Source organism: Flavobacterium arsenatis, from assembly GCF_031456785.1.
Taxonomy (GTDB): Bacteria; Bacteroidota; Bacteroidia; order Flavobacteriales; family Flavobacteriaceae; genus Flavobacterium; species Flavobacterium arsenatis.
In genome coordinates, this window is the sequence record NZ_JAVDVI010000002.1 from 307,340 (window position 1) to 324,361 (window position 17,022).

Consider the following 17,022-nt stretch of genomic DNA (forward strand, 5'->3'; position numbering starts at 1 on the left):
TAACTTTGGCGCCGTTAAGAAATGTTTATTTTAACAAAACGGATTAATATTAAATTTATTTATGAAAAAACTTGTAATTAGTATTCTGTTTGTGATGCAAGTCGTTTTTGTATGGTCACAGGACAAAACATCCAGTATCACTGGTAAAGTTGTTGACTCTAAGACACAAAGACCTCTGGAAAATGTAGTCGCAACAATTCAAAACACAACATCTACCAAGATGACAAATGCCCAAGGTATTTTTGTTTTTGAAAACGTAGTCGTAGGAAATCAGTTGGTAGAAATTACCAGTACGGGTTATTCTCGACAAATTTTGTCTGTTGAAGTTAGCGAAGGAGCTGCTTTAGATTTAGGCATTATTGTTTTAGAAGAAGACATTACTTCTGAACAACAATTAAGTTTGATTACCATTACCGAGAATGATTTGGGTGATGATAATAGTGGCTCCGAGAGTACTGCAGGATTATTACAGGCCACCCGTGATGTCTTTAATCAGGCTGCTGCATTTAATTGGGGACAAGCTCGTTTTAGAATCAGGGGCTTAGACAGCGAATATGGAAAAACCATGATTAATGGGGTTCCTATGGACAAAATCTATGACGGACGACCACAATGGGGTAACTGGGGCGGATTGAATGATGCCACAAGAAATCAAGAGTTTACAATGGGTTCTGCTCCATCAGATTATACTTTTGGTGGTCCTTTAGGAACACAGGAAATCAACACTAGGGCTTCAATTTACCGACCTGGATCCAGAATTTCATTTGCAGGCACTAACACTAATTACAACTGGAGAATGATGGGAACTCATGCCTCTGGTATGGATAAAAATGGTTGGGCTTATGTAGTTTCTGCAGGAAGACGTTGGGCTCAAGAGGGATATTTTGAAGGATCCGACTACAGTGCAAACTCATTTTTTGCAAGTGTTGAGAAAAAATTCAACGATAGCCATAGCTTAAACTTTAATGCGATTTATGCACAAAACAGTAGAGGAAAAAATTCCCCTAATACAAAAGAAGTTTCTGATTTGGCAGGTATCCAATACAATTCTTACTGGGGTTGGCAAGATGGTGAAAAAAGAAACTCAAGAGATAAAGATGTTGAGGAGCCTATTTTTATCCTAAGCCATTACTGGACTATCAACGATAAAACCAAATTAAACTCTAACATTTCCTACCAATTTGGTAGCATTGGTAACAGCCGTTTGGATTTCAATAATGCAAATAATCCTGATCCGACTTACTACAGAAAATTACCAAGCTTCAAATTGTTCAGCTTCTTAGACAATGGAGGTACTTTCGCAGATGAAACAGCGTTTAATACTTTCGTAAATGAAAACAATACCGATTTCTTAAACAACCGTCAGATTGACTGGAACCATATGTACGAAGTAAATCAAAACGAGGGTATCAGTCAATTCATTTTATACGAAGACAGAACAGATGATAAAACGTTTACAGCCAATACTTATTTGAGTTCTCAATTATCAAACAATATCATTTTAAATGGTGGTGTAACGTATAGAAACTTAAGATCTAACAACTATCAAAAAGTACTAGACCTTCTTGGAGGAACATCCTTTAGAGATTTCGATCGTTTTCTTCAAGGAACTGCTCAGGAATCTGATTTAAACAATCCAGGTCGCTATGTTGTTGAAGGAGATAAATATGGATATAATTATAACATGCATGCCAATGTTGTAGATGCATTTACTCAATTTAAATTTTCTTATAATAAAGTTGATTTTTATTTAGCACAAAGTTTCTCAAGATCTACCTACCAAAGAGAAGGATTGTATAGAAATGGAAACTATGCTGACAATTCTGAAGGTTATAGCAAAAAATTAAACTTTGAAAATTTTGGCTTCAAAGGAGGCTTAACCTATAAAATTACAGGTCGCCATTATTTAGACATTAATGGTATGTATATGACAAAAGCTCCGACAATGCGAAATGCATTCTTTAATGCACGTCAGAACAACTTAATTACTGATGGACTGACAAGTGAAAATATTGTGTCTGGAGACGCTAGTTACATTATAAGAACTCCAAAATTAAAAGCTAGGTTAACTGGATACTATTCTAAAACGTCAGATGCAACCGATGTTAGTTTTTTCTTTGCAGAAGGATTAGGAATAATCACAACTGATCAAACAGCTGCTACAACTGGTGGTAATGCATTTGTAGCAGAAATAGTTACAGGAATCAACAGAACGAATATGGGAGGGGAATTCGGAATAGAATATCAACTTACACCTACCATCAAAGTTAATGGAGCTGCCGCTTATGGACAGAGCATTTATGACAACAATCCAAATGTAAAGTTATCTATTGACAATGTTCGTCAAGTAATTGATTATGGCGAAGCCAAATTGCAAAACTATAAGATTTCAAACACGCCACAAACAGCTTTTTCTGCTGGAATTGAATACAGAGATCCAAACTTTTGGCATATTGGTATTAATGCAAACTATTTAGATAATAATTATTCTGACGTTTCTGCAATCTTAAGAACCAATAATTTCGTAAGAAATAGTGATGACATCAATGGGTTTCCAATACCTGAAGCGACAGAAGAAAATGTAAAAAAGATATTAAAGCAAGAAAAATTTGATCCAGCTAGATTAGTAAACATGACAGGCGGAAAAACTTGGAGAGTAAGTACTAAAAACAGAAATACAATTGGTCTTTTTGCAACTATCAACAACGTTTTTGATGTTACCTATAAGACTCTAGGATTCGAACAAGCAAGAAATGCAAACTATACAGAACTTGCACAAGACAAGGCCAATGGCAACACATTTGGTTCTAAATATTTTTATGGCTTCGGACGTACTTATTTCGTAAATTTATATTACAATTTCTAAAAAATAAATAAATTAGCATATATTATGAAAAATAAATTTTTAAAAACAATCTTAAGTCTACTACTAGTATCGACTATATTCGTAGGCTGTGTTAACGACGACGATTATTCAGTTCCACAAATTGAATGTGATGAAACTGCCGATATTTCTAACTTTACCGTAGAAAACCTTAAAGCCGCAGTAACACCTACCGCTACATTATATACTCAAGATCATACTATCGCAGCACGTATAGTATCGAGTGACAAAGGAGGTAATTTTTACAAGGTAATCTACATGACTTCGCTTGATGGAAGAATTGGTTTTAGTGTTGCAGTGAATCAAACCAGCAACTATGAACAATACAATGTAGGAAGAAAAGTATATGTTAACTTAAAAGGCCTATATGTTCAATTAAGAAATAATACTATACAAATTGGAGCTCTTTACAACGGTAACGTTGGGCAAATTGCAAGTACAGATGTAAAAAAACACATTATCAGGACTTGTGATGTAAAAGATGAATCAGAATTAATTCAAGAAATGGATCTTGCTACAGCTATTAACGATAGCAACATAGGGAAACTGATTGAACTTAAAGGATTAACAACAGGGATTCAATTCATAGATGATGATTTAGGACAAAATTACTATAATCCTGCAAATGTTGTTGGAAGTGAAACGAATCATCTTATCACAGACCCAAGCAACACTACTAATCCTACTTTAATTTTTAGAACCGGATCTTTTGCAGAATATGCAGGAACCCAAGTTTCACCTAATAGCGGTAGAATCAGAGGTATTCTTACTAAATTTAATACTGATTTTCAATTTGTTTCTAGATATGCTTCTGATATCCAATTGACTGAAACTAGAATTGGTGAACCAGTTGATCCTACAGATCCGACTGACCCAACAGATCCGACTGATCCTACAGATCCAATTGGAACTTTATTATTTGCTGGTGGAGATTTTGAAGATTGGGCTGCCTTCATTGGAGGCATCAATGCTCAATTTGGACTTAAAGCTTATGCTTTAGAAAGCCCAGGAAACGGTATCGGTGGTAGTACTGCTTTAAGCTTTAATGGATCGCCATTAACTACAGCAAATGATTACGTGTTTACTGCTAAAGCACCTGCTGGACTACCAGCTAATCCTACAAAAATCACATTTTGGGTTAAGGGTACTTCTGCAAAATCTTTATCTCTAAACGTAAACCGTTCAACTACTGGATTTGAAGCTTACAACGTAGGTGATCTAGGCTCTTCAGCTGTAACTATAAATAAAAATCCAGAACTAAATCCTAGTTCAGGAAGTGGAGCAAATCAATATATTGGTGTTATCAATACCAATAACGAATGGGTGAAAATCACTTTAGATATTTCTAGTATGTCTATCATGACAACTCCTGGGTCTGATATGTTCTCTTTAAAAGTAGGTAGTAACTCTGCTTATGCTTTATACTTAGACAATTTCGAAATTGAATAATCTATTCAACTTAAAATAATAAAGACCGTCCTAACCGACGGTCTTTTTTTTGTCTAAAACTTTAACAGCACATCAAATTTCTTGACTTAACTTTAAGAAGCATCATAGTTACCTTTGTAGTATGAAAAATATCAAATTAAGCGTACTCGACCAATCGCAAGTTCGCCGAAACGGAACTGCAAGACAAGCACTTGAAGAATCTGGAGAATTGATCAAATTGGCAGAAAAATTAGGCTATACCCGTTATTGGGTTTCCGAACATCATAACTTTAAAATGGTGGCCGGAACCGCTCCCGAAATACTAATTCCCTATCTAGCATCGAAAACAAAAACCATAAAAGTAGGTTCTGGCGGTATCATGCTACCGAATCATAGTGCTCTGAAGGTTGCCGAAAATTTCGGACTCCTTGAAACTTTATTTCCCAAAAGAATCGACCTAGGAATTGGCCGTGCTCCAGGTGGCGACAGGCTTTCTTCCCATTTATTGAATCCTTCCAACAATTTTAGTGAAAAAGAATTCTTTCAACAACTTATAGACGTTCAAGCTTTCCTTCGTCATGAAGAAACACCCGACACGGTTCACGAAAAAGTAAAATCCTATCCAAGTCCAGAAGAAATTCCCGATTTATGGCTCTTGACTTCAAGTGGCGGAAGTGCCCAATTTGCCGCACATTTCGGAATGGGACTTTCCTTTGCCCAATTCATCAATCCGGAAGGCGGACCCGAAACGGCAGATTTTTACCGTCACAATTTCAAACCATCAGCAGAACTGAAAGAACCTAAAGTAAACGTCGGGATTTTTGCCTTCTGTTCCGAAGACGAACAAAAAGTAAAAGACTGGATTACCGAATTCGACTACCGGATGTTGCACATTGAATCAGGAGCTTCGGGCGATTTGCCTTCGTTTGAAGAAATCAAGAGCTTTAATTATTCACTGCAACAAAAAGCAAGAATCACTTACAACAGAGGTCGATTTATTGCAGGAACTCCTGAAAAGCTCAAGGCTGAAATAGAAAAGATTACCGAAAAATATGAAACCGATGAAATCATGATTGCAACCATTGCCGAGGATTTTGAAGACCGAAAGAAATCCTATGAATTGCTGGCTGAAATATTCTTGAAATCGTAAAGTGATAATTAAAAAAACTTTACAAAAACACTACAACCAGCGTTTTCAGGGATTTGAAAAAAATTATAGTTCTAATTTTAGCCTATTACTAAAATTAAAAAAATGAATTCACTTTTCAAAACGCTCGCATTTGCAACACTTATTGCACTGTTTTCTTGTAGCAAAAAAACAAACGAAGCTTCTATTTCTAAAACTAAAGACACCTCATCAGTGGAATTTTGGCTCACAACTGGAGATAAATCTTCCTTGCTGGAAAAACAAAACCCACTTCTCATCAGCGAAAGCCAAAACAACAATCCCACCATCAGCATCAATGCTTCCAAAACCTTTCAGGAAATGGATGGCTTTGGCTATTGCCTAAATGGAGGAAGTGCCCAACTGATTTCCAAAATGGGCACTTCGGAAAGAAATGCTTTGCTGAAAGAACTTTTTGCAACAGATGGAACCAACATCGGCATCAGCGTTTTGCGGTTGAGCATCGGTGCTTCGGATTTGGACGACCGTGTTTTCTCGTATAATGATCTGCCTTCCGGCGAGACGGATCCGGAACTCAAAAAATTCAGCCTTGAAAACGACTTCCGGACGGGCTTGATTCCAGTTTTGAAACAAATTCTTACCATCAATCCTAAAATACAAATCATCGCTTCGCCTTGGTCGGCTCCAACCTGGATGAAAACCAACAACAACACCAAGGGAGGAAGCTTGAAACCCGAATTTTATAAAGTCTATGCTGATTATTTCGTGAAATATATTCAGGAAATGAAAAAGGAAAGCATCATCATAGATGGCATCACGATTCAAAACGAACCGTTGCATCCTGGCAACAATCCAAGTATGTATATGGAGGCGAAAGATCAAGCCTTCTTCATCAAGAACAACCTTGGTCCTGCCTTCAAAAAAGCAAAACTCAACACCAAAATCATTGTTTATGACCACAACTGCGACAAACCTGAATATCCATTGGAAATTTTGAATGATGCTGATGCCAATCAATATGTAGATGGTTCGGCATTCCATCTTTATGGAGGAAAAATTGAAGCGATGTCAACCGTTCATGATGCTCATCCCGACAAGAACATTTATTTTACAGAACAATGGACAGGAGGTCCAGGAAATTTTCCCGAAGACCTGAAATGGAACACCGAGAACCTCATCATTGGAGCTCCACAAAACTGGGCCAAACACGTCCTGCAATGGAACCTTGCAGCCGATCCTTTATACGACCCACACACAGACCAAGGTGGTTGCACTTCCTGTATGGGAGCCATCACGATTGATGGCTCAAAAGTGACCCGAAACATTGCCTATTATGTAATGGGGCATGCCTCAAAATTTGTCAGACCCGGTTCTGTCAGAATTGAGAGCTCTACGCTAACACAGCTTCCAAATGTAGCGTATAAAACACCCGAAGGAAAGCAAGTGCTGGTTGTTTTGAACACTGCCAAAACAGAACAGCGTTTCAATATTCAATCAAAAAGCAAAAAAGTAGTGGCCACACTGCCCTCGGGAGCTACCGGAACATTCATTTGGTAAAACCAATCCTTCAATCATCCCACCATCGTTTTGAACTGTAAGAACGGTGGTTTTTTTATTTTTAATCAAACGCTATTTAATTTATTGCTGTTAAAAATACTTTATTCGATACCAAAATGGACCTATCCAAATTAGCAGTGACGAATTTCATTACCGAAACCATATAGAGTTTGGCATCAATTGCTATAAAAAAAATAATATCTATAAAAATTAAGGCTCATAAATCTAAAATTAACAAAAATCAACATCAATGCCCACAAAAAACATACTTAATTAAAATCATAAATACATTTTCTATAATTTTACCCTAAAATAAACAGGGTATAACATAAAAATAGAAGAAAATGAAAATCGAAAAACGCTGGATAATTTCTTTTATCATCATTGGTATTGTTTCGGTAACAGGTCTTTTATGGCCAGAAGCAATAGAAACGCCTGAAATCCTATCACAATTTGGCACCACGGAGCAAATTGTTCCTGCTGATGTGGCTTGGCTACTAACGGCTTCCTGTCTCGTCTTGTTAATGACACCCGGACTTTCCTTCTTTTATGGAGGGATGGTCGGCAAAAAGAATGTCATCTCTACCATGTTGCAAAGCTTTGTATGCCTTGGTGTGGTTTGCCTTCTTTGGGTTACCGTAGGTTTCAGCCTTGCTTTTGGCGAACCAATAGGCTTTAATATTGGCGACGGATTTTATAGCATTATTGGCAATCCAGCCTCCTTCCCTTTTTTCGACCACGTGAATGTATTGCCTCATAACAAAATGGCTTCTACCATTCCGTTTATATTGTTTGCCTTGTTTCAAATGAAGTTTGCCGTAATCACACCCGCCATCATTACAGGTTCCTTTGCCGAAAGAGTGCGTTTTATTTCCTATTTACTATTCATCTGCCTTTTCACTTTGCTTATATATGCACCACTTTGTCATGCCGTTTGGCATCCGAATGGAATTTTAGGAACCTATTTTGGCGTAAAAGATTTTGCCGGAGGAACCGTTGTCCACATGAGTGCCGGTTTTGCCGCATTGGCCGGAGCCTTGGTGCTGGGAAAACGTAAAAACAGCAAGCATATTCCAACCAACATCCCATTTGTTCTATTGGGAACTGGAATGCTTTGGTTCGGTTGGTTTGGCTTCAATGCAGGTTCTGCACTTGCCGCCAACGGAACCGCCGCCATGGCTTTTGCAACCACCACAACTGCATCTGCCGCAGCAATGCTCACATGGGTGTTCTTTGACCGATTGCACGGCAGGAAAGTTTCGGCACTTGGAGCTTGCATCGGAGCCGTTGTCGGATTGGTAGCCATCACACCAGCTGCAGGATTCATCACCATTCCGCAAAGTATGTTTTTCGGATTCATAACCGCCATTGTTTCCAATAAGGTTTTATACTCCAAAGCGATGAAGAAAATCGACGATACGCTGGACGTTTTTGCCTGCCATGGCGTTGGAGGAATCATGGGAATGATCCTAACGGCTATCTTCGCTCAAGGAGAAAACGCAAGCCTCGTGAATGGCGGATGGAATGTTTTCGGACACCACATGATGGCCTTGGTATTGGTTTCGGCATTCACTTTCTTAGGTTCATTGCTGCTGTTCAAAGTCACCAACTTCTTCATTCCACTTCGCGTTTCTGAAGAATCCGAAAACATTGGTCTCGACATTTCACAACACGACGAAACGCTAGATCCTCATAAAGATGCAGCACTACACAACCCAATGCTCGAACTTATAAAAGTATCCGATTCAAATGTTTCCTAGTCCATTTTTTTAAGGAGCTAATCCCGCCAACGTTCCAAGTCTCCTTGTCCCAAACCCTGGGACAAGGAGAGCTTTCCACTCATGTCGGGGCTAGCTTCGCCAATGGAAACAGTAGTTCCAAAATAAATCTCTTAGTCCAAAACCAATCAAAATTCCTTATTTTCGTAGAAAAGTAACACTATGAAAAGAGTTTTCACATTTCTATTTCTGATCTTGACATTTGCATCCTGCAAAACCTATCAAGCAGCTCCAGCCGACAAGAAAGCAATTGGCAAAACCCTAGACGATTGGCATAAGGCTGCCGCCGAAACTCAATTCGACACCTACTTTTCATTAATGACCGACGATGCCATCTTCATCGGCACCGATGCTACCGAAAACTGGAACAAGGAAGCTTTCAAAAACTATTCAAAACCTTATTTCGACAAAGGCAAAGCTTGGAATTTTACTTCTATTCAACGAAATATTTTCCTTTCGAAAGACAAAAAAATAGCCTGGTTCGATGAGCTTTTGGACACTCAAATGAAAATATGCCGTGGTTCAGGTGTCCTTAAAAAAGAAAACGGCAAATGGAAAATTGCCCATTATGTACTTTCAATCACCATTCCAAATGATACCGCAGACGAGGTCATACAACTAAAAACCAAGTCCGATGATACATTAATAGAAAAGATTAAAGCTAAAAAATAAAAACAGTTGCATCAAGATTTTAAAACTCCAAGCATTCATTTGTTTGGAGTTTTTTGCTTTATAAAACATAGAAACCTCAATCACTTCTATTTAGAAAAAATATAAATAAACACTTCTTGTCATTTTTTCCTTTTTTTAAAAAACCATAACGCGTCTTGGTTCGTAAATGCATAAAACCACAAAACTCAAAGACTATGAAAATTCACAGAGGTATAAAAATAGCAACAGGAAGCATCATTGTCGTTTTCCTAATTCTTTTTACGATTTTGGTAGTTCATATTGTGACAGCAAAACCTGCCCAATACGACAACCAAACACTCCAAATAAGCCGTATTGATTTTAAAGAACCCATAGATTCCATCAAGGCAAAAGAAATTCACAGGAACATGAAAAGCATTGCAGGAGTAAAAAATCCGAAGTTCTTTCCAGAAAAAAATGTCTTGGTTTATTACCATGACATCAAGATTGCCAATTCAGAAAAAGTTTTCAATGAACTGATGGGAAAAGGAAACTACAAGGCCGAAAGATTGGTAATTCCAGTGAACATAGCCTCAAAACAAGTTTGTCCGGTTATGGACGAAAGCAGTTTCAAATATAAATTTTCCAGAGGAATAAAAAAGATTTTTAATTAACTATAAAACCCTTTATTATGAAAAAGATTTCAAGAATCGCACTTTGTGCAATGACAATCGGAGCCGGAGCCTTTATGGTTTCGTGTGGCGATGACGATGTTACAGCTCCACCAGTAGAGCCAACACTGTATCAAAAATTAGGAGGGACAGCCAGAGTAGCCGATCCCAACAATCCCGGACAAATGATCGAGCAAGGTCGTTTGAGCTATCGTTCTGTAGTGGATTCTACGATTGTATTGATTGTATCTGATATCGTGGCAGGAGTCAATGGTAATCTAGGTGCTCATTTTGCTCCAATAGCTGGAGAAGTTTTTGGTCCAGACCAGAATACTACAAATGTTGCTATTTTAAGTAAAAACCTTACCGATTTCTTTTCTGCCAATACAGGTGGAGGAGCCACCAACACCTATTCCGGTTTAGGAATGGTTGCGGCACACGATCCTGCTCAAAATCCAAGAATGGGAGCCAAAGCCACAGATGCCAATTATGACAAATTCATTGGATATGTTGGAGCAGCGGCAGGCTTGAATGGCGTTACAGACCCAGCTTTGATTGGCGATGTAGTTGAAGTTTTAGAATCATTGAGAGATCCAATCGTTCAGCAATAATATTTTTTAATTGGTTTAGTTGAAGCGAAAACGCCATTCAAATTGAATGGCGTTTTTATTTTTAATATTTTTAGGACAAGTGCTCCAGCATATCTACTGTCATTGAATCTAAATCGAATTCGTGTTTCCAGCCCCAATCTCTTCTGGCACTGCTGTCGTCGATGCTTGCTGGCCAACTGTCGGCTATTTTCTGACGGAAGTCTGGATTGTAAGTAATCGTAAATTCTGGTATGTGCTTCTGGATTTCGTTGGCAATTTCAGTTGGAGTGAAACTCATAGCCGCCAAATTATAAGACGAACGAATCTTAATTTCTTCCTTTGGAGCTTGCATGATTTTTATGGTTGCATTGATGGCATCGTCCATATACATCATTGGCATTTTGGTTTCAGACGAAAGGAAACATTCGTATTTTTTTTCGCTTAATGCTTTGTGGTAGATTTCTACGGCATAATCTGTAGTGCCACCACCAGGAGGCGATGACCAGCTGATTAATCCCGGATAACGGATGCTTCTTACATCTACACCAAAGATATTATGGTAGTATTCACACCATCTTTCGCCCGATTGTTTGCTGATTCCGTAAACCGTTGAAGGTTCCATGATGGTGTATTGAGGCGTATCTTCTTTTGGAGTTGTGGGTCCGAAAACAGCAATACTTGAAGGCCAGAATATCTTTTGAATCTTTCCGGCTTTTGCCAAATTCAAGACATGGAAAAGTGAATTCATATTCAAATCCCAAGCAAAGGCAGGATTTTTTTCGGCTGTTGCCGATAGTAAAGCGGCCATAAGATATACATCTGTAATGTGGTGCTTTTCTACAAGGTTTTCAATTTGGTTGAAATCCAAAGCGTTTACGACTTCGAAAGGTCCTGAATTGACTACATCGGTATTTAGTTTTCTAATATCGGAGGCAATTACGTTTTCGATTCCGTAGATACTGCGAAGCTTTTGGGTAAGTTCGGTTCCTATTTGGCCACAGGCTCCGATAATTAATATTTTAGTACTCATTTGAGGTGTTGTTTAGTGTGGCAAAGATAACGTTTTCGCAAAATATCCTCTTTATGGAATTTGTTTTTTGAAAGATTTTTATAAATATAACAGATTTGGTTAGATAAGTGCTGCTTTTCAAAAGGATTAATAGAAGCCTAAAGTTTTTATCATAGCCCTGATGGTTGCAAAATATCCTTTTGTTCCGGGGTTCGGAACAAAAGATATTTGCATCCAGCAGGAAAATGGATTAAAAGAAGCCTAAATTTGAGCTCCTGAAAACAAGAATAACATTCGTTAATAATTCTTAATAGACGGCTTATAATTGGGAATTCATCTTTAACTTTGTGCATCTAAAATTTTACGGATGAAAATTAAGGTTTATTATATTCTTTTTCTGTTGGTTATCGGGGTTTCGTGTCAGGATGATGATGCAAAACGCGAAACGGCTCGATTGAAAAATCTGGAGAAAAGGGAGAAGGTTTTTGAAACTATCAATAAAAATTGGAGTTTTAGCGAGAGGCAGATGAATGGCGAAACGCAGACGTGGTTGAGCAATTGGAGCGAATGGCGAAACTTCCTGACAGAAATCAAGCAGAAACCTAAAAGCTCGATTGGTGCTTTCAAGAAAAAATCGAAAACCTTGTCGAAAAAAGTGAGGGATTTGAACAATAATATTCCAATTAAGTTTGCGAATCCACAGGTGAAAAGCAGGATTGCTATTTTGACCACTCAAATCAATTCATTGGATTTATATATGAATCTGGACAATGTTCCGGCAGAAAAAGTGGTGGTCTTGATTCCTGAAATCAACACGGCCCTGGCTTCACTGCAATTACAGTTTGAGGAAATTGTGAGGAAAGATAAAATCCCGATGGAACAAGGAGAATCGGATATGATTCGAATGCTGGACACTACAAGGGCGATTCCTTCGTCTCCGATTAACAAAACATTGCCGAGAAATTGAGTAAAGCATCTACATCCTTACAAAACCGCTACGACAAATCTCCAAAAATCAACCAGATTGCGGAAAATTTGGAAATTCGCGAACAAAAAATCCATTTGAAAGGATTGATTGGTTCGTCGTTGTCTTTTGTTGTAAAGTCACTTTTTACAAAATCGGAGAATCCTTATCTGTTGATTTTGAACGACAAGGAAGAAGCGGCTTATTATTTGAACGATTTGGAGCAGCTGATAAACGATGAAGATGTGTTGTTTTATCCGGGTTCGTACCGAAATCCGTATCAAATTGATGATGTGGACAATGCCAATATCTTGCTTCGAGCGGAGGTTTTGAACCGCATCAATTCTAGAAAAAAACCTGCCATAATAGTTACTTATCCTGAAGCTATTTTTGAGAAAGTGGTTACGAAAAAGGAACTCGACAAGAACACCTTGAAAGTGTCGGTTGGCGACCAGATTTCGATTGATTTCATCAACGAAGTTTTGTTTGAATATGAATTCAAGCGTGTCGATTTTATTACAGAACCCGGAGAATTTTCGGTTCGTGGTGGAATCATAGATGTTTTTTCGTTTTCGAATGACAATCCGTATCGAATTGAATTCTTTGGAAATGAAGTCGATAGCATCCGAAGTTTTGATGTTGAAACGCAACTTTCCATCGAAAAGCAGAAGAAAATCAGCATCATTCCAAATGTTGAAAATAAATTCTTTCAGGAAGATCGAGAAAGTTTCTTGGAATACATCAATCCGAAAACAGTTCTTTTTATCAGCAATACCGAAGGTTTGTTCAGTAAATTGGACAAATTGTTTGAAAAGGCTGGAGTTGCTTTTGAGAAATTATCGAAAGAAATCAAACATTCTGAACCTGAATTATTGTTTCTGAACCAAGCTTCGTTTATCAAAAAAGCATTGGATTTTACGGTAGTCGAATTGGCTTCGAAAGCGATTTTCAAAACCCAGAAATCCTTTGAATTTCATATACAACCTCAACCTTCGTTCAACAAGCAGTTTGATTTGTTGTTGAATAACTTGAACGACAACCATTCCAACGGCATCAAAAATTTCCTGTTTTGTTCAAACGAGCAACAAGCGAAACGTTTCCACGATATTTTTGAAAGTTTGGATGAAGTGAATTTTGAAAGTATTGCGAAACGTTACGAAACAATAGTTTTGCCTCTTTATGAAGGTTTTATTGATGAGGAATTGCAGATTGCCTGTTATACCGACCATCAGATTTTTGAACGTTATCATAAATTCAGCATCAAGAACGGCTATTCGAAGAAACAGACCATTACTTTAAAGGAACTGAACACACTTTCTGTTGGCGATTATGTGACGCATATTGATCATGGAATCGGGCGTTTTGGAGGTTTGCAAAAAATTCAAGTAGAAGGGAAAACGCAGGAAGCCATTAAATTGGTGTATGCTGATAATGATATTGTATATGTGAGTATTCACTCGCTTCACAAAATTTCTAAATTCAACGGAAAAGACGGAACGCCACCTAAAATATACAAGCTAGGCTCGAACGCCTGGAAGATTTTAAAACAAAAAACAAAGGCACGAGTAAAACATATTGCCTTCAATTTAATACAACTTTACGCAAAACGAAGACTCGAAAAAGGCTTTCAATACAAACCCGACAGTTACCTGCAAATGGAACTCGAAAGTTCGTTTATCTATGAAGATACACCCGACCAAATTACCTCTACACAAGACGTAAAAGCCGATATGGAAAGCGATCGACCGATGGACCGATTGGTTTGTGGAGATGTTGGTTTCGGAAAAACTGAGGTTGCAATTCGCGCCGCATTTAAAGCTGTTGATAACGGAAAACAAGTTGCAGTTTTGGTTCCGACCACTATTTTGGCATATCAACATTTTAGGACTTTTTCTGAACGTTTGAAGGAAATGCCTGTGACTATTGGTTATTTGAACCGTTTTAGAACTGCCAAAGAAAAAACCGAAACTTTAAAAGAACTTGCCGAAGGAAAATTGGATATTGTCATCGGAACACATCAATTGGTCAATAAGAATGTTGTTTTCAAAGATTTAGGTTTATTGATTATTGATGAGGAACAGAAATTCGGTGTAAACGTAAAAGATAAATTAAAGACGATTTCTGCCAATGTTGATACGTTGACGTTGACTGCAACTCCAATTCCGAGAACGTTGCAATTTTCATTGATGGCGGCGAGGGATTTATCGGTTATCACTACTCCTCCACCGAATCGTTATCCTATTGAAACAAATGTGGTTGGATTTAATGAAGAATTGATCCGTGATGCGATTTCGTATGAAGTTCAACGAAACGGACAGGTTTTCTTCATCAATAATCGAATTGAAAACATCAAGGAAGTGGCGGGAATGATTCAACGTTTGGTTCCTGGAGCCCGTGTTGGAATAGGTCACGGACAAATGGACGGGAAGAAACTAGAAGAATTGATGCTGGCTTTCATGAACGGTGAATTTGATGTTTTGGTTGCCACAACTATTATTGAAAGTGGATTGGACGTTCCGAATGCGAACACCATTTTCATCAACAATGCTAATAATTTCGGACTTTCAGATTTGCATCAGATGCGAGGCCGTGTTGGAAGAAGCAACAAGAAGGCGTTTTGCTATTTTATTTGTCCGCCTTATTCGGCCATGACCGATGATGCTCGAAAACGAATCCAAGCTTTGGAACAATTTAGCGAACTTGGAAGCGGTTTCAATATCGCGATGAAGGATTTGGAAATCCGTGGAGCTGGAGATTTGCTTGGTGGCGAACAAAGTGGTTTCATCAATGAGATTGGTTTTGAAACCTATCAGAAAATCATGAACGAAGCCATTGAGGAATTAAAGGAAAATGAATTCAAGGATTTGTATCCTGAGGATGAAACGGTAGAAAAAGAGTTTGTGAAAGACATCCAGATTGATACCGATTTCGAATTATTGTTTCCAGACGAATACATCAACAATATTTCGGAAAGGCTGAATCTTTATAACGAATTGAGTTTGATTAAGGACGAAGAAACGCTATTGGCTTATGAAAAGAAACTGATTGACCGTTTCGGACCATTGCCAAAACAGGCAGTTTCGTTATTGAACAGCATCAAAATTAAATGGATTGCCACGAAATTCGGTATTGAAAAACTGATTATGAAGCAAGGCAAAATGATTGCTTATTTTGTTTCGGACCAACAATCGGATTATTACCAATCCAATAGTTTTCATAAGGTTTTGCAGTTTGTGCAAAAACACCAAACTTTAGGAAAAATGAAGGAAAAACAAACACCAAACGGCTTGCGATTGTTGCTTACTTTTGAGAATGTGAAATCGGTCAGGAAAGCGTTGGAATTGATGGAAATGCTTTAAACTAAAAAAGCGTCTTGAATCATCAAGACGCTTTTTTATGCTTATAATTTTGATTTATTTTTGAATACTCTCTTTTTTCGTTTTGATTTCTTCTTCATTGCTTTTGTGGTCACTCAAAAAAACTACTTTTTCCAATTTCATACAGGATCTAATAATAACATCTTCATTAGAAAATTGAGTGGCATCCAAGCTAAATTGAGGTTCTAATTTTGCATTTTTATCTATTTGATAAACATTTTTAGAACAACCCAGACATACAAAAATAATTATGAAAAGAGATAGTTTCATAGAAATTACAAATTCTTCAAATCTTTAATCACTTTGAAAGCAACATCCACTTTATCATCTCCCACGAAAATCGTAAATTCATAAGAAGTAGAAATTACTTCGTTGATGATGATTCCTTCCCAAGCCAAACGTTGGAAAATAAAATAATAAACTCCTGGTGTAGAAACATTTTCTTTTGGAAGTTTAATAGTGATAGAAGCTAGATTATCGGTTTTTTCCAATAATTTTTCGCCAGCAAAATGCTTGTCTACCAAGTAGGCAACACTTTCGCTGATCACGATATTGGTTTCGTTTACACCTCTTGACGACGTATAAAAAATGTCTGGGTATTTGTTGATTTCAGAAATCAATTCGGCCTGACTATTCAAAATAGTTTCAGAAACTCCGAAGTTATAATCAACTAACGAAGAACGAACTGTGATTTCTCCAATATTTTTTAAAACCTTGGAAATTTTATGATTTACTCTAAAATCTAAATCATCAGAAAGTCGTTTAAGAGCCATCACAACAGCACCTTGTTTCACTTCTTTTCCAAGCTCTACATCTAATTCAGTCATAATATTTCTTGCCAAAGAAGTCAAATTAATGATTCCTTGAGACAATGCACTTAACAAAAATGGTTTTGTTTTGATATAATTTTCTACTATTGAAGAAACAGTTTTCATATTTTAAATTTTTGATTAGGTTTTGCAAATATATATTTAAATACAATTTGTTACAAATTTAACCACATTTTTT

At 37.5% G+C, this 17,022-nt stretch carries 13 protein-coding genes; 10 read left to right on the forward strand and 3 right to left on the reverse strand.

Annotation, left to right across the window (positions count from 1 at the left end; all coding sequences use genetic code 11):
• Positions 1 to 61: 61 nt before the first annotated feature.
• The 8 genes from J2X31_RS03920 to J2X31_RS03955 all read left to right on the forward strand — a co-directional run bounded on the left by J2X31_RS03920 (position 62) and on the right by J2X31_RS03955 (position 10,685).
• Positions 62 to 2,866 (forward strand): carboxypeptidase regulatory-like domain-containing protein, encoded by a 2,805-nt coding sequence (locus J2X31_RS03920; RefSeq protein ID WP_310024594.1) that lies wholly within the window; start codon positions 62 to 64, stop codon positions 2,864 to 2,866.
• A gap of 24 nt (positions 2,867 to 2,890) precedes the next feature.
• Positions 2,891 to 4,333, forward strand: a complete 1,443-nt coding sequence (locus J2X31_RS03925; RefSeq protein ID WP_310024596.1) for a DUF5689 domain-containing protein — start codon at positions 2,891 to 2,893, stop codon at positions 4,331 to 4,333.
• Between the two features lie 121 nt (positions 4,334 to 4,454).
• A complete protein-coding gene (locus J2X31_RS03930; protein WP_310024598.1) occupies positions 4,455 to 5,462 on the forward strand; it encodes an LLM class flavin-dependent oxidoreductase in 1,008 nt (335 codons plus the stop codon).
• A 102-nt stretch (positions 5,463 to 5,564) separates the two neighbouring features.
• Complete coding sequence (locus J2X31_RS03935) at positions 5,565 to 6,995, forward strand: glycoside hydrolase family 30 protein (protein WP_310024601.1); 1,431 nt, start codon at positions 5,565 to 5,567, stop codon at positions 6,993 to 6,995.
• 344 nt (positions 6,996 to 7,339) lie between these two features.
• Positions 7,340 to 8,755 (forward strand): ammonium transporter, encoded by a 1,416-nt coding sequence (locus tag J2X31_RS03940; protein WP_310024602.1) that lies wholly within the window; start codon positions 7,340 to 7,342, stop codon positions 8,753 to 8,755.
• A gap of 180 nt (positions 8,756 to 8,935) precedes the next feature.
• Positions 8,936 to 9,445, forward strand: a complete 510-nt coding sequence (locus J2X31_RS03945; RefSeq protein WP_310024605.1) for a nuclear transport factor 2 family protein — start codon at positions 8,936 to 8,938, stop codon at positions 9,443 to 9,445.
• A gap of 194 nt (positions 9,446 to 9,639) precedes the next feature.
• Positions 9,640 to 10,077, forward strand: a complete 438-nt coding sequence (locus J2X31_RS03950; RefSeq protein ID WP_310024608.1) for a hypothetical protein — start codon at positions 9,640 to 9,642, stop codon at positions 10,075 to 10,077.
• Positions 10,078 to 10,094: 17 nt separating this feature from the next.
• Positions 10,095 to 10,685 (forward strand): globin family protein, encoded by a 591-nt coding sequence (locus J2X31_RS03955; protein ID WP_310024611.1) that lies wholly within the window; start codon positions 10,095 to 10,097, stop codon positions 10,683 to 10,685.
• A 70-nt stretch (positions 10,686 to 10,755) separates the two neighbouring features.
• Here the strand turns inward: J2X31_RS03955 and J2X31_RS03960 are convergent, their stop codons facing one another.
• Positions 10,756 to 11,694 carry an L-threonine 3-dehydrogenase gene (locus J2X31_RS03960; RefSeq protein WP_310024613.1) on the reverse strand — a complete coding sequence of 313 codons (939 nt, stop codon included), beginning with the start codon at positions 11,692 to 11,694 and terminating at the stop codon, positions 10,756 to 10,758.
• 346 nt (positions 11,695 to 12,040) lie between these two features.
• Here J2X31_RS03960 and J2X31_RS03965 point away from each other — a divergent pair, with 346 nt between their 5' ends.
• Both J2X31_RS03965 and mfd read left to right on the forward strand, forming a co-directional pair.
• Positions 12,041 to 12,640: a hypothetical protein gene (locus J2X31_RS03965; RefSeq protein ID WP_310024615.1), complete on the forward strand. Its 600-nt coding sequence runs from the start codon at positions 12,041 to 12,043 to the stop codon at positions 12,638 to 12,640.
• A complete protein-coding gene (mfd, locus tag J2X31_RS03970; protein WP_310024616.1) occupies positions 12,637 to 15,996 on the forward strand; it encodes a transcription-repair coupling factor in 3,360 nt (1,119 codons plus the stop codon). Before J2X31_RS03965 ends, mfd begins: the two co-directional genes overlap by 4 nt.
• Positions 15,997 to 16,050: 54 nt before the next feature.
• On the opposite strand, the gene J2X31_RS03975 is transcribed toward mfd, so the two are convergent.
• Together J2X31_RS03975 and J2X31_RS03980 are read right to left on the reverse strand one after the other, a co-directional pair.
• Complete coding sequence (locus tag J2X31_RS03975) at positions 16,051 to 16,284, reverse strand: hypothetical protein (protein ID WP_310024618.1); 234 nt, start codon at positions 16,282 to 16,284, stop codon at positions 16,051 to 16,053.
• A gap of 5 nt (positions 16,285 to 16,289) precedes the next feature.
• On the reverse strand, positions 16,290 to 16,949 hold the full coding sequence (locus J2X31_RS03980; protein ID WP_310024620.1) for an aspartate kinase: 660 nt from the start codon (positions 16,947 to 16,949) through the stop codon (positions 16,290 to 16,292).
• Positions 16,950 to 17,022 lie beyond the last annotated feature (73 nt).

Bases quoted from the DNA above. Each gene is read 5' to 3' on its own strand.
- J2X31_RS03940 (WP_310024602.1), top strand. From the start codon at position 7,340: ATGAAAATCGAAAAACGCTGGATAATTTCTTTTATCATCATTGGTATT.
- J2X31_RS03980 (WP_310024620.1), bottom strand. From the start codon at position 16,949: ATGAAAACTGTTTCTTCAATAGTAGAAAATTATATCAAAACAAAACCA.
- J2X31_RS03950 (WP_310024608.1), top strand. From the start codon at position 9,640: ATGAAAATTCACAGAGGTATAAAAATAGCAACAGGAAGCATCATTGTC.
- J2X31_RS03945 (WP_310024605.1), top strand. From the start codon at position 8,936: ATGAAAAGAGTTTTCACATTTCTATTTCTGATCTTGACATTTGCATCC.
- J2X31_RS03930 (WP_310024598.1), top strand. From the start codon at position 4,455: ATGAAAAATATCAAATTAAGCGTACTCGACCAATCGCAAGTTCGCCGA.
- J2X31_RS03955 (WP_310024611.1), top strand. From the start codon at position 10,095: ATGAAAAAGATTTCAAGAATCGCACTTTGTGCAATGACAATCGGAGCC.
- J2X31_RS03965 (WP_310024615.1), top strand. From the start codon at position 12,041: ATGAAAATTAAGGTTTATTATATTCTTTTTCTGTTGGTTATCGGGGTT.
- J2X31_RS03935 (WP_310024601.1), top strand. From the start codon at position 5,565: ATGAATTCACTTTTCAAAACGCTCGCATTTGCAACACTTATTGCACTG.
- J2X31_RS03960 (WP_310024613.1), bottom strand. From the start codon at position 11,694: ATGAGTACTAAAATATTAATTATCGGAGCCTGTGGCCAAATAGGAACC.
- J2X31_RS03920 (WP_310024594.1), top strand. From the start codon at position 62: ATGAAAAAACTTGTAATTAGTATTCTGTTTGTGATGCAAGTCGTTTTT.
- J2X31_RS03975 (WP_310024618.1), bottom strand. From the start codon at position 16,284: ATGAAACTATCTCTTTTCATAATTATTTTTGTATGTCTGGGTTGTTCT.
- J2X31_RS03925 (WP_310024596.1), top strand. From the start codon at position 2,891: ATGAAAAATAAATTTTTAAAAACAATCTTAAGTCTACTACTAGTATCG.